The sequence below is a fragment of the Streptomyces sp. NPDC047043 genome (genome assembly GCF_040644055.1).
Lineage (GTDB): Bacteria > Actinomycetota > Actinomycetes > Streptomycetales > Streptomycetaceae > Streptomyces.
Window position 1 is genome coordinate 156864 of record NZ_JBEYVO010000019.1, and the last position, 12820, is coordinate 169683.

General features: G+C 70.5%; 10 protein-coding genes and 1 pseudogene. 5 read left to right on the forward strand and 6 right to left on the reverse strand.

Annotation, left to right across the window (positions count from 1 at the left end; genetic code table 11):
* Positions 1-8: 8 nt before the first annotated feature.
* The 3 genes from ABZ880_RS28825 to ABZ880_RS28835 all read left to right on the forward strand — a co-directional run bounded on the left by ABZ880_RS28825 (position 9) and on the right by ABZ880_RS28835 (position 3026).
* A complete protein-coding gene (locus tag ABZ880_RS28825; RefSeq protein WP_361268244.1) occupies positions 9-494 on the forward strand; it encodes a hypothetical protein in 486 nt (161 codons plus the stop codon).
* A 65-nt stretch (positions 495-559) separates the two neighbouring features.
* Positions 560-1522: a dioxygenase gene (locus ABZ880_RS28830; protein WP_361268247.1), complete on the forward strand. Its 963-nt coding sequence runs from the start codon at positions 560-562 to the stop codon at positions 1520-1522.
* Between the two features lie 154 nt (positions 1523-1676).
* Positions 1677-3026: a polysaccharide lyase family 1 protein gene (locus ABZ880_RS28835; RefSeq protein ID WP_361268250.1), complete on the forward strand. Its 1350-nt coding sequence runs from the start codon at positions 1677-1679 to the stop codon at positions 3024-3026.
* A 53-nt stretch (positions 3027-3079) separates the two neighbouring features.
* On the opposite strand, the gene metG is transcribed toward ABZ880_RS28835, so the two are convergent.
* Together metG and ABZ880_RS28845 are read right to left on the reverse strand one after the other, a co-directional pair.
* Positions 3080-4795, reverse strand: a complete 1716-nt coding sequence (metG, locus tag ABZ880_RS28840) for a methionine--tRNA ligase (protein ID WP_361268252.1) — start codon at positions 4793-4795, stop codon at positions 3080-3082.
* Positions 4796-4926: 131 nt separating this feature from the next.
* Positions 4927-6471 (reverse strand): VWA domain-containing protein, encoded by a 1545-nt coding sequence (locus tag ABZ880_RS28845; protein WP_361268255.1) that lies wholly within the window; start codon positions 6469-6471, stop codon positions 4927-4929.
* Between the two features lie 232 nt (positions 6472-6703).
* On the opposite strand from ABZ880_RS28845, the gene ABZ880_RS28850 reads away from it, so the two are divergent.
* Positions 6704-8770 carry a PhoX family protein gene (locus tag ABZ880_RS28850; protein ID WP_361268258.1) on the forward strand — a complete coding sequence of 689 codons (2067 nt, stop codon included), beginning with the start codon at positions 6704-6706 and terminating at the stop codon, positions 8768-8770.
* A 16-nt stretch (positions 8771-8786) separates the two neighbouring features.
* On the opposite strand, the gene ABZ880_RS28855 is transcribed toward ABZ880_RS28850, so the two are convergent.
* A complete protein-coding gene (locus ABZ880_RS28855; protein ID WP_361268260.1) occupies positions 8787-9746 on the reverse strand; it encodes a LysR family transcriptional regulator in 960 nt (319 codons plus the stop codon).
* A 213-nt stretch (positions 9747-9959) separates the two neighbouring features.
* Between ABZ880_RS28855 and snpA the strand changes: the two genes are divergently transcribed.
* Positions 9960-10643, forward strand: a complete 684-nt coding sequence (gene snpA / locus ABZ880_RS28860) for a snapalysin (RefSeq protein ID WP_361268263.1) — start codon at positions 9960-9962, stop codon at positions 10641-10643.
* Positions 10644-10703: 60 nt separating this feature from the next.
* On the opposite strand, the pseudogene ABZ880_RS28865 reads toward snpA, so the two are convergent.
* The 3 genes and pseudogenes from ABZ880_RS28865 to ABZ880_RS28875 form a co-directional block, all read right to left on the reverse strand.
* Positions 10704-11009: pseudogene (locus ABZ880_RS28865) on the reverse strand (FUSC family protein); the annotation flags it as partial.
* A 20-nt stretch (positions 11010-11029) separates the two neighbouring features.
* Positions 11030-12022 (reverse strand): endonuclease/exonuclease/phosphatase family protein, encoded by a 993-nt coding sequence (locus ABZ880_RS28870; RefSeq protein WP_361268265.1) that lies wholly within the window; start codon positions 12020-12022, stop codon positions 11030-11032.
* Positions 12023-12057: 35 nt separating this feature from the next.
* Complete coding sequence (locus tag ABZ880_RS28875; RefSeq protein ID WP_361268267.1) at positions 12058-12804, reverse strand: alpha/beta hydrolase; 747 nt, start codon at positions 12802-12804, stop codon at positions 12058-12060.
* Between the last annotated feature and the right edge of the window lie 16 nt (positions 12805-12820).

Consider the following 12820-nt stretch of genomic DNA (forward strand, 5'->3'; position numbering starts at 1 on the left):
AGGAAGCCATGGGGTACGCGATCGCGCTCTCGGCGCTGTTGATCGCCGGAGCGGTGGGCGCGGTCGTCGCACTGCGGCGGTCGCCGGCCGAGCGGGGGACCACCGAACTGGATGCGGAGGCCGAGGCCAACCGGTGGCTGATCCGGCTCGGCGGCAGCCTGATGCCGCCGGGTGCGAGTGCCTGGGCGAGCAACGGCAAGGCGGCGGGGCACGCGCTGACGGAGGCCGCCGAGTGCCACCACGCCGCCCGGGTCCTGCTCGCGGACGCCCGGACGGCGGCGGAGTACGAGCGCGTGACGCGGATGGCACAGGAGGGGCTGCGGCACGTCGGGGCGGCGCGGGAGGCGCTGGGCCTGGCGGCGGAGTCGGAGCCCGTCGCCACCGCTGCCGAGCCGCTGCCGCAAGCCGAAGCGGCTCCGCAGGCAAGGCAAGCCTTTCAAGAGCCTTTGCTGAACAAAGGCGCGAAACCGATGGTGATTTCAGCCAGGCTTTAAGGATTCATGGGTTCCACAGTGCTTTCCCACGCTCCTGACAGGCGGCACTCCTAGCTTCGCCGACCATGACGGGAAAGCAGACGGCCCAAGAGCCGAAACACAAGAAGGACCTGACGCGCCGCAAGGTCGTCGCGGTGGGCGCGGGCGCGGTGGCAGCGGTGGGCGTGGGCGGCGGCCTCGCCCTCACCGCCTCCGCGGACGAGTCGGCAACGAGCGCATCGGCGAGCGCGTCCAGCACGGCCGACACGTGCTACACGCTCACCTCGGAGACCACCGAGGGGCCGTACTACATCGACGCCGACAAGATCCGCCAGGACATCACCGAGGACCAGGACGGCATCCCCCTCACCCTCACCCTCAAGGTCATCGACGCCGAGACCTGCAAGCCGGTGAAGAACGCGGCCGTCGACATCTGGCACTGCACCGCGCTCGGCGTCTACTCCGGTTACGAGGCCATGGGCAGCGGCGGCGGTGGCGGCGCCCCGACGGACGCCCCGTCCGGCACCCCGACCGACACGCCCTCGGGCACCCCGACGGGCGAGCCCCCGTCCGGTGCCCCCTCCGGCGGCACGGGCGGTGGCCACTCCGAGCCGACCGACGACGAGCGCTATCTGCGCGGCACCTGGAAGACCGACAAGCGCGGTTACGTCACCTTCAAGACGGTCTTCCCGGGCTGGTACCAGGGCCGCTGTGTGCACATCCACGTCAAGGTGCACGTGGACGGCGAGTGGACCGACGCCGGTTACGAGGGCGGTCACACCTGCCACACGGGTCAGCTGTTCTTCGACGAGAAGTCGGTGCTGCTGTCGGCGGAGGTGGAGCCGTACTCCACGAACACCACGACCCGCACCACCCTCGACGAGGACACGATCTACCCGGACAACGGTCACGAGGGCGGTCTGCTCTATCTGAAGTACAACAAGAAGAACATCGCCAAGGGGGTGCGCGCCCACCTGACCATGGGCGTCGCGCCGGACGAGACGCACGACAGCACGGACACCCAGCCGAGCGCGTCGGCATCGTCGTAGTCCTCGGCAAGCCGTAGTCCTGGTGTGGGGCGGGCGGAGAAAAATCCGGCCGCCCCGCGGCAACTCCTTCGATTCCGGCGGCGACTTGGGGACGCAAGCTCCTTCACCGGGGCTTCACGAACAGCACGTCCCCGCAACCGCGTAAGGAATCCCCGTGGCCTCTGCCTCCCACCGCCGGTCCCTCCGCAAGCGCCGTACCCTGGTCGTCTCCGCCGCCGTCGTGGCCGCCGGTGTCGGTGCCGGTGTGCTCGTGATGAACGCGAACGCCGGGACGACGAGCGTCGACCTGTACCACCAGACGCTCGCCGCCAAGGACGGCTGGGCGTCGTCCGGATCCGGTACGACCGGTGGTGCCAAGGCCGACTCCGCGCACACGTTCACCGTTTCCACCCGCGCGCAGCTGGTGAAGGCGCTGGGCTCCGTCTCGGACACCACTCCGCGGATCATCAAGATCAAGGGCACCATCGACGCGAACACCGACAACTCCGGCAAGAAGCTGACCTGCGCCGACTACGCGTCGGGGACGGGCTACTCGCTCGCGGCGTACCTCAAGGCCTACGACCCCGCCACCTACGGCCGCTCGAAGCTGCCGTCGGGCACCCAGGAGAAGGCCCGTGCCGCCGCGCAGAAGAAGCAGGCGGCGAACATCGTCTTCAAGGTGCCGGCCAACACCAGCATCGTCGGCGTACCGGGGACGAAGGCCGGGATCACCGGCGGCATGCTCCAGATCCAGAACGTCGGCAACGTCATCGTCCGGAACCTGGCCTTCTCCGCCACCGAGGACTGCTTCCCGCAGTGGGACCCCACGGACGGCGACGAGGGGAACTGGAACTCGCAGTACGACTCGGTCACGCTGCGCGGTGCGAGCCACGTCTGGGCGGACCACAACAGCTTCACCGACGCGGCGCACTTCGACAGCGCCAACCCGAAGTACTACGGCCGCGAGTACCAGATCCACGACGGCGCCCTCGACATCACCAAGGGCTCCGACCTGGTGACCGTCGAGCGGAACCAGTTCACCAACCACGACAAGACGATGCTGATCGGCAGCAGCGACACCGACAGCACCGGGAAGCTGCGCGTCTCCATCCACCACAACGTCTGGAAGGGCATCGTCCAGCGCGCTCCGCTGGCCCGCATCGGCCAGATCCACATCTACAACAATCTCTACGACACGACGACGCTGAACGGCTACGCGCTGCAGTACAGCATCAACTCCCGGGCCAAGGCGCAGGTCGTGGCGGAGGACAACTACTGGAGGACCTCCACCTCCCAGAAGATCTCCAAGCTGCTGAGCGGCGACGGCACGGGCTCGGTGGCCGCCACCGGCAACCTCGTCAACGGCACCGCGACCGACCTGGTGGCCGCGTACAACGCCGCGAGCTCGAAGAAGCTGAAGACGACGGTGAACTGGACACCGACGCTGACGGCGGGCCTGGAGAAGTCGGCGAAGAACCTGCCGACGGAGCTGGCGACGACGACGGGCGCCGGGGTTCTTTCCTAGTCACGGCGAAGGGCCCGGGAAGCGATCGGCTTCCCGGGCCCTTGCCTGTGCGCTCAGGCCGCTTCGCCGCCGAAGCGTTCCTTGTAGTTCTCCAGGTCCTCGTCCGTCAGCTTGGCGAAGAGGACCGGGGGGACCGTGAAGGGGGTGCCGGCGGGGACGGAGGTCAGGGACTTCGCCTCGTCGGGCGTGATCCAGGTCGCCGTGTCGTCGGTCAGCGTGAACGCCTCGCGCATCGTCTTCGCCGTGGTCGGGATGAACGGCTCCGAGACCACCGCGTAGAGGTGGATCAGGTTCATCGCCGTACGGAGGGTGAGGGCCGCGCCGTCCTTGTCCGTCTTGATCTCCAGCCAGGGGGCCTTCTCCTCGAGGTAGGAGTTGCCCGCGGACCACAGGGCGCGCAGGGCTGCCGCCGCCTTGCGGAACTGGAGGGACTCCAGGTGGCCCTCGTACTCGGCGAGCAGCTCGGCGATCTGCTCGCCCAGCTTCGCCTCCGCCTCACCGGGCTCGCCGCCCGCCGGGACGTCGTCGCCGAAGCGCTTCCGGGAGAAGGACAGGACACGGTTGACGAAGTTGCCGAGGGTGTCGGCCAGGTCCTTGTTCACCGTGGCCGTGAAGTGCTCCCAGGTGAAGGACGAGTCGTCCGACTCGGGGGCGTTCGCGATGAGGAAGTAGCGCCAGTAGTCGGCGGGGAGGATCTCCAGGGCCTGGTCGGTGAAGACGCCCCGCTTCTGGCTCGTGGAGAACTTTCCGCCGTAGTACGTCAGCCAGTTGAAGGCCTTGACGAAGTCGACCTTCTTCCACGGCTCACGGACGCCGAGCTCGGTGGCCGGGAACATCACGGTGTGGAAGGGGACGTTGTCCTTCGCCATGAACTCCGTGTAGCGGACGGTGGTGTCCACGTCGTACCACCAGGACTTCCAGTCCCGGTTCTCCGGATCCAGGTCCGACCACTCCTTCGTCGCGCCGATGTACTCGATCGGGGCGTCGAACCAGACGTAGAAGACCTTGCCCTCGGCCGCCAGCTCCGGCCAGGTGTCGGCGGGGACCGGGACGCCCCAGTCCAGGTCGCGGGTGATCGCGCGGTCGTGCAGGCCCTCGGTCAGCCACTTGTGGGCGATGGAGGAGGCCAGCTGCGGCCAGTCCTTGTCGTGGCGGGCGACCCACTCGCGGACCTCGTTCTCCAGCTTCGACTGGAGGAGGAAGAGATGCTTGGTCTCGCGGACCTCCAGGTCCGTGGAGCCCGAGATCGCGGACCTGGGGTTGATGAGGTCAGTGGGGTCCAGTACGCGCGTGCAGTTCTCGCACTGGTCGCCGCGGGCCTTGTCGTAGCCGCAGTGCGGGCAGGTGCCCTCGACGTAGCGGTCCGGGAGGAAGCGGCCGTCGGCGGGGCTGTAGACCTGGCGGATCGCGCGCTCTTCGATGAAGCCGTTCTCGTTGAGGCGGCGCGCGAAGTGCTGCGTGATCTCGACGTTCTGCGGGCTGGAGCTGCGGCCGAAGTAGTCGAAGGCCAGCGCGAAGCCGTCGTAGACCGCCTTCTGGGCGTCGTGCGCCTGCGCACAGAATTCGTCCACGGGCAGGCCCTGCTCCTTGGCCGCCAGTTCGGCCGGGGTGCCGTGCTCGTCCGTCGCGCAGATGTACAGGACGTCGTGGCCGCGCTGGCGGAGGTAGCGGGAGTACACGTCCGCCGGGAGCATGGACCCCACCATGTTGCCCAGGTGCTTGATTCCGTTGATGTACGGAAGGGCGCTGGTGATGAGGTGTCGAGCCATCGGGGGCTGCTCCCAGGTCGGAATTCGGGGTTCTTGGTTCTTTGCGAACCTTGAAATCGTAGCCGACATGGGTGGGCCGCCCGCTTCCCGTTTTGAGGGGTGGGAAGGGGCGGCCCGGGTTCGGGGGCGGGTCAGGGGCGCCAGTCGATCAGTACGCCGTCGTAGAGCTCCGCGTCCGTGAGTTCCAGGGGGGTCGGGCCCGCGTGGAAGAAGGCCGTGTTGTCGGTCTTCAGTTTGCGGAGGTAGTCGAAGGCCTTGTTGTCGTGGTCGCCGAACGCGACGAACGAGAAGAACACCGAGGGGTGGGACTTCGCGGCGTCGGTGAGGGACTGGGTGGCCGGGGTCTTGGCGTCGGGGGCGCCGTCGGTCTGGAAGACGACGAGGGCGGGGGTGCCGGGGGTGACGTTCTTGTCGTAGTGGGCGAGGACGGCTTCCACGGCGGCGTGATAGCTGGTACGGCCCATGCGGCCGAGGCCGGCGTGGGCGTCGTCGACGGCGGTTTCGGCGGAGGCCTGCGTGAGGTCGGTGGTGCCGTCGACCTCGGTGGAGAAGAAGACGACGTGCACGGACGTGTCCGGGGCGGCGGGGTCCAGGTGCTCGGCGAGGGCGAGGGTCTGGTCGGCGAGGGCCTGGGCGGAGCCGTCCTTGTAGTACGGGCGCATGCTCGCGGAGCGGTCGAGGACGAGGTAGACCTTGGCGCGGGCGGTCGTGAGGCCGGCCTTTGCCAGGGCGGCGGCCGGGGCGTCGGCCCCCGTCAGGGCCTCGGCTCCGCCTTCGGCCTCGGTGCTCCCACCCGCACCACCCGTGACACTTTCGTCGTCGACTGCGGGTGGCCCCTGCGGTGCTTCCCCGCCGTCGGCGGCCGCGGGTTCGTCCACCGCGGCAGCCACCGGCTCGGGCTCCGGCTCCTCGACAGCTTCCGGCTCGGGAGCGACAACCTCGGGCTCCGGTTCGACCTTCGCCTCCGGCTCGGGCTCGACCGCCTCCGCCACGGCAGGCTCCGGCTCGGCGACTGCTTCCGGCTCGGGCTCCGTCACCACGACGGGCTCAGGCTCCGCTTCCGCCACCGGCTCAGACTCAGGCTCGATGATCGGCTCCGGCTCCGGCTCGGGAGCAACCTCGGCGACCGGCTCGGGCTCCGGCGCGACCTCGGCCACCGGCTCCTCGGCAACCGGCTCAGGCGCGACCTCCGCCACCGGCTCGGGCTCCTCAGCCACCGGCTCCGGCTCCTCGGCAGCCTCCGGCTCGGGTGCAACCTCGGCGACCGGCTCGGGCTCCGGCGCGACCTCGGCCACGGGCTCCTCGGCCACCGGCTCCGGTTCGACCTCCGCCACCGGCTCGGGCTCCTCGGCCACCGCCACCGGCTCTGCAGCCGTCGGCTCGGCCACCCGCTTCGCAGTCGTCGGCTCGTCCACCGGCTCCGACGGCTTGGGGACCGTCACGTTGTCGAACGCCGCCGACACCAGGTCGTGCTCGTCCTTGTCCTCCGTGTCCTCCGTCGAGGACTGCCGCGGCTCCGGGACCTGCACCGACGCGGTCGGCTGCGGTTCCGGAGACGGCGACGGGACCGTCGGTTCCGGTGACTGCGAAGGGGTGAGGTCCGCACCCTCTGCTTCGGTGGCACGCCCCTTGCGTGACCTGCCGAATGCGTTCCGCAGGAGAGTGAGAATGCCCATGTGCGCAACCCTTCGCGTGAGTTGATCCCGTCAATCCCTGGCCAGGACGGACACGTAAGGTTAGCGGCCCCAGATGGCGATCTTGGGGAGGGGCAGGGAGCAGAAACGGGCTTCGTGTCAACGCCCCCACGGATTCCCCGGGTTCACCCTTCGTTCACCCAGCGGCAGCGTCCTCGCACAGACGTGCCCCTACCGTCACGTCCACACCAAGGGCACGCAAGGGGAGAGTAAAGTGCGCAAGCTGCTGCCGATCATCGGGACGCCGTCCACCTCGCATCCCGGCGGGCGATCCGCCCTCACCTGTCGCTACCGGTGTGGTGACGCCTGTTTCCACGAGGTGCCCAACACCAGCGAGAACGAGTACGTGGGCGACGTCATCGCCGGTGCCCTCGGGCGCCGTTCGATGATGCGGGCCGCCGCCGTCGTCACCGTGGCCGCCGCGGCCGGCTCGGCCGCCGTGGCAGGGGCCCGCCCCGCGGCCGCCGCGCAGTCGTACGGGAAGCCGAAACCGGGCGGCAAGGGCGCCCGTGGCCTGCGGTACAGCTCCGTCGCCCCCAACACCACCGACGCGGTCGTCACCCCCGACGGGTACGCACAGAACGTCGTCATCCGCTGGGGCGAGCCCATCCTGCGCGGTGCCCCGGCCTTCGACCCGGAGAACCAGACCGCCGCCGCGCAGGCCGGGCAGTTCGGGTACAACAACGACTTCCTGGCCCTCCTCCCGCTGCCCGGCGAGCGGGACCGGCAGCTGCTCGTCGCGAATCACGAGTACACCGACGAAGTGCTCATGTTCCGTGGGTACGACCCCGCCAACCCGACCCGGCAGCAGGTCGAGGTCGCCTGGGCCGCGCACGGTCTTGCCGCCGTCGTCGTGGAGGGGGACCGGAAGACCGGGAAGCTTCTCGCCGTGCCCCGGCATCCGCTCAACCGGCGCGTCACCGCCACCACCGAGTTCCGGCTGACCGGGCCCGCCGCCGGGTCCGACCTCCTGAAGACCTCCGCCGACCCGACCGGCACCAAGGTCCTCGGCACCCTCAACAACTGCTCCGGCGGCACCACCCCGTGGGGCACCACCCTCCACGGCGAGGAGAACTTCAACCAGTACTTCGCCAACAGCAGCCGGACCACGGACAAGCGGTACGGCATCGGCACCGGGGCCACCGAGCGCAAGTGGGAGCGGTTCGACAAGCGGTTCGACGTCGCCCAGGAGCCCAACGAGGTGCATCGGTTCGGGTACGTCGTCGAGTTCGACCCGTACGACCCCTCCTCCACGCCCCGCAAGCACACCGCCCTCGGGCGGTTCAAGCACGAGGCCGCCACCGTGCGGCTGACCGCCGACGGGCGGCCCGTCGTGTACTCCGGTGACGACGAGCGGTTCGACTACTTCTACAAGTTCGTCAGCAGCAAGCGGATGAAGAAGGGCTCGGGCAGGGCCGTGCGCGAGCACAACCTCTCCCTCCTCGACGAGGGGACCCTGTACGTCGCCAAGCTCACCGGTGACTCGCCCGCCATGGAGATCGACGGCACCGGCAAGCTGCCCGCCGACGGCGAGTTCGACGGCAGTGGTGAGTGGATTCCGCTCGCCACCGCCACCGCCGACGGTGCCGTCTCGCACGTCGAGGGGATGTCCGCCGAGGAGGTGTTCGTCTTCACGCGCCTCGCCGGCGACAAGGCCGGCGCCACCAAGATGGACCGGCCCGAGGACATCCAGCCCTCCCCGCTCACGGGCAAGGTGTACGTCGCCCTCACCAACAACACCAACCGCGGTGTCGGTACGAACGCCAAGGCCGACGAGGCCAACCCGCGCAACGCCAACAAGCACGGGCATGTTCTGGAGCTGACCGAACGCCGGAACCGGCCCGAGAGCAGGACCTTCGCCTGGTCGCTGTTCCTCGTCGCCGGTGACCCCGACGACCCCGCCACCTACTTCGCCGGGTTCCCCAAGGACGACGTCAGCCCGATCTCCTGCCCGGACAACGTGGCCTTCGACCCGTACGGCAATCTGTGGATCTCCACCGACGGCAACCAACTCGGCTCCCACGACGGGCTGTTCGGGGTGGCCACGCGAGGGGAGCGGCGGGGTGAGCTCAAGCAGTTCCTGACCGTGCCCACCGGTGCCGAGACCTGCGGGCCCGTGATCCAGGAGCGGCGCGTGCTCGTCGCCGTACAGCATCCGGGCGAGATCGACGGGGCCTCCGTCGAGAAGCCCGCCAGCACCTGGCCCGACGGGCCCGGCAGGATCACCCGCCCGGCCGTCGTCGCCGTATGGAAGAAGGACGGCGGCGACATCGGGGTCTGAGACGTCCGAAAGTCGTCTACGGGAGGGCTGGAACCGGGGTCCGAGTGCCCTGGGCGCCTCGCGCGCCCTCGCGTTCCAGCCACTCCCGGTACGCCGGTGACTGTCGCGCCGACTCCCAGTACGCCTCCTCCAGTGCGGGCAGTGCGCCGTCGAGGTCCGTCTCGGTGCGGGCCGCGAGGAGCAGGCGTACGCCGAGGGGGTCGCCGTGCAGGCGGCGGACCGCCATGTCGGGGCGGGAGAGGGCGGTCGGCTGGCAGACGGTGACGACCTCGCCCGTCGCGACGAGGGCCGCGGCCGTGTGGTAATCGCCGTGCAGGACATGGGGGTTGATGCCTGCCGTGCGGAACATGCGCTGGACGGCGTCCCATTCGCCGTCCACCGTGGGGTCGATCATCCAGCGGTCGTCGGCCAGTTCGGAGACCTGCACCACGGGGTGCGCCGTCGCGGGGTGGTCGGCCGACACGTACACGAACTGCGGCTCGCGCTCGACCAGGGTGCGCAGCCGAAGGCCCTCGGGGATGCGCAGCGGGCAGCCCTCGACCTCGTGCACGAAGGCGACGTCGAGCTGGCCGTCGGCGACCATGCGCAGCAGGGCGTTCGGGGAGACGTTCATGTGGAGGGTGGGGTCCTGGCCGCGGGCGCGCAGCCTGCGCAGCCAGCCCGCCAGGGCCTTGCTCGCGGTGGAGCCGACGCGCAGTTCCTGGCCGCCGGTGGCCGCGGCTCTCGCCTCGCTGACCAGGGAGCGCATCTCGGCCACCAGGGGGCGGGCGCGGCTCAGCACCAGGCTGCCCAGCGGGGTGGGGCGGCAGCCGGTGCGGGCGCGGACGAACAGCGCGCCGCCCAGCTCCTGTTCGATACGGCGCAGCTGTGTGCTCAACGACGGCTGGGCAACGCCCAGTTGGCGCGCCGCGCGGTGCAGACTGCCGGTGTCGGCTATGGCGCACAGCGCGCGGAGGTGTCTCACCTCGAGGTCCATGCCCTCGGAGCGTAAAGCGGAATCAAAGGTTTCACCAGACGCACAAACCCTGCCCAGCACACGCGAATTGGGCCGTCCCCGCACATGCTCACCGGTTGGTGCGGCAGATCGGCGATAGGGCCGTGCTATCGCCGGTTGCCATCATCACAGCCGTCCCACAGGCGCCGACACTCACCGATGACGACTGACTCACCCCCCACCTAGGAGTCATCGATGCGCAAGCGCACATCCATGTCCACATCCACCCTCACCGCGGCCGCGGTCGGCCTGAGCCTCGCGGCCTTCGGTCTCGGCACGGCGGTGCCCGCCGCCGCGGCCCCGGCTCCCTCCTCGTACTCCGGCTACACCGGTTCTCCCGCGGAGGCCAAGGCAAACCAGGCGTTCTTCCGGGCGGTCCTGAAGTCCGTCGCCGAGAAGCGCGCCGCCCACCCCGGCAGCGCGGCCGCCGTCACGGTCACCTACGACGCCTCGGGTGCGCCCACGTTCAGCGCGCAGATAGCCCGCAGCGCCGAGATATGGAACAGCTCGGTGTCGAACGTGAAGCTCCAGTCGGGGTCGTCGGGCGCCGACTTCTCCTACCGCGAGGGCAACGACTCCCGCGGCTCGTACGCCTCGACCGACGGCCACGGCGGCGGGTACGTCTTCCTCGACTACGCGCAGAACAAGGAGTACGACTCCACACGCGTGACCGCCCACGAGACCGGGCACGTCCTCGGGCTGCCCGACCACTACGAGGGCCCGTGCAGCGAGCTGATGTCGGGCGGCGGGCCCGGCACGTCCTGCACCAACTCCCAGCCCGACGCCAACGAGCGGGCCCGCGTGGACCAGTTGTGGGCGAACGGGTTCGCCGCGGCCCTCGACAAGGCGCTGAGCGACAAGGCGCTCCACAAGAGCTGACCCCACCCCCCACCGGTGCGGGTCGCCTTCCTGCACAAGGCGGCCCGCACCCACCTGCGTTCAGTGCGGTGACGCGATCGCCCGCGCCGCCGCCACCTCCTGTCGCAGCGGCTCCAGCACGCTGCCGGCCGGTCCGGCGAGGTCCGTGCGGACCGGGTACAGGACCTCCGTGTCCCGCAGACCCTCGGCCAACTCGCCGAGCTGCAGGGCGACGTGGCCGACCTCGGCGCCCGACGGCGGGGCCGCCCCGTGCCGTACCCGCACCGCGGCCGCCGTCGTCGCGTCGACCATTCGCTCCACGGCGACGACCAGCGGCCACCAGGCTGCGGCCCGGCGGGCGGTCGGCGGCGGCTCGGTCAGGGCGCGCGTGTTCACCCGCGTTCCTGTCATCCGCGCTGGTGAAGCGTGATGTCCACGAGGAGCGCGCGATGGTCGCTGCCGGCCACGTCCAGGAACCGGGCGCTGCTCGCGGAGAAGTCCCGGGAGACGAGCACGTGGTCGATCTGGGCGCCGATCGTCGGAGCGGTCCGGGCCGGCCAGCTCGGGGTGCGGTCGTGGCCCGCGAGACGGGCGGCGTCGCTCAGGCCGGTGTCGAGGATGCGGCGGAAGGCGGCGTGGTCCTGGGAGGCGTTGAAGTCACCGGCCAGGATCATCGGCGTGCGCGCGGCGGCGGCAGCGTCCCGCAGCCGGCCGAGCTCCCGGCGCCAGACGCCGACCTGGCCCGGCAGCGGGGGCATGGGGTGCGCGAGCTGGAGCCGTACGGCATGACCCTGCACGTCGGCGACGGCGCCGGGCATGCCCATGGTGCCGTGCACGCCGTCCGTGCCCTTGAGGGGGAAGCGGCTGAGGACGACCGACCCCTCGGAACCGCCGGCCTCCACGGCCTGCCGGTACGGGTACTCGGCGGAGAACTCCTGCTTCAGCCGGTCCTGGCAGGTGTACTCGCACTCCTCCACAAACACGATGTCGGGCTTGTCGGCGCGGATGACGGGGACCAGGGCGGGCGCGCCCCGCCCGAACTCGACGTTCGAGGTCAGCACCTTGAACTCGGCGAGCGGAGTGCCGCCGGGCTCGTCGGTCTTCCCGTACGGCTCGATGAACCACGCCAGCAGGCCGAGCACGACGAGCGACCACACCATCCCGACCCGCCACCGCCCGAGCAGAGCGAGCAGCAGCGCCAGTCCGGCGGGCGCGAGCAGCCAGGGGAGGAACGCGAGGACCTGGGGGATCGGTGTGACGCCGTCGCTGTCGGCGATCCGGCACCCGACGACCGCACTCACTCCGGCCAGCAGCAGCCCCGCGCACCAGGAGGCGAAGCTCCGTCCGGTCCGTCGTACGGGCTCGTCCTCGACGGTCCACTCGGCGGCAGCGGTGTCCAAGTCCCGGCCTTCCACTCGCGGGTGGGATGCCCGAATCATCCCTCGGAGCGGTCGATTCCCGCCAGGAACTTCCCCAGAGCCTCGTTGAACTCCTCCGGCCTCTCCAGGTTCGGCATGTGGGCGGCGCCCCGGATGACGTGCAGGGTCGAGTGGGGGAGCGCCGCGTGCATGGCCTCGGCATACGCCACAGGCGTGTAGGTGTCGTCGGCGCCCACGACCACCAGGGCCGGGACCGTGACGCGGGTCAGCAGTTCGCGGTAGTCGGGGCGGGCGGCCCGGGCGCGGAGGGCGGCTGCGGCGGACTCGGGGCGGGTGGCCGTCATCATGCGGTGGACGTGGGCCTTGACCCGGGGATCCGCGGTCGGGGCGACCATCTTCTCCAGCACCTCGTCGGCGTATCCGCGCATGCCCTCCGCCAGCAGGCGGTCCGCCATGGCGTGGCGGGTGCGGACGCCCTCGGGGGTCTCGGCCGCCGGGAAGGTGTCGGCGAGGACCAGTCCGCGGATGCGGTCCGGGAACTGCCGACAGCAGTCCATCGCGATCTGGCCGCCCATGGAGAGGCCGGCGAGCACGAAGGTCTCCACACCGAGGCCGTCCAGCAGGGCCACGACGTCCTGCGCGAACTGCTCGAAGGCCGCGACGGGCGGGGCCTCGGGGGAGGCGCCGTAGCCGCGCAGGTCGGGCGCGATGACACGGCGGGCGGGGGAGAAGGCCTCGATCTGCGGGTTCCACATGGTGTGGTCGAAGGGGTGGCCGTGGACCAGGACAAGGGGGGCTGCCATGGACGCGACCCTAGGG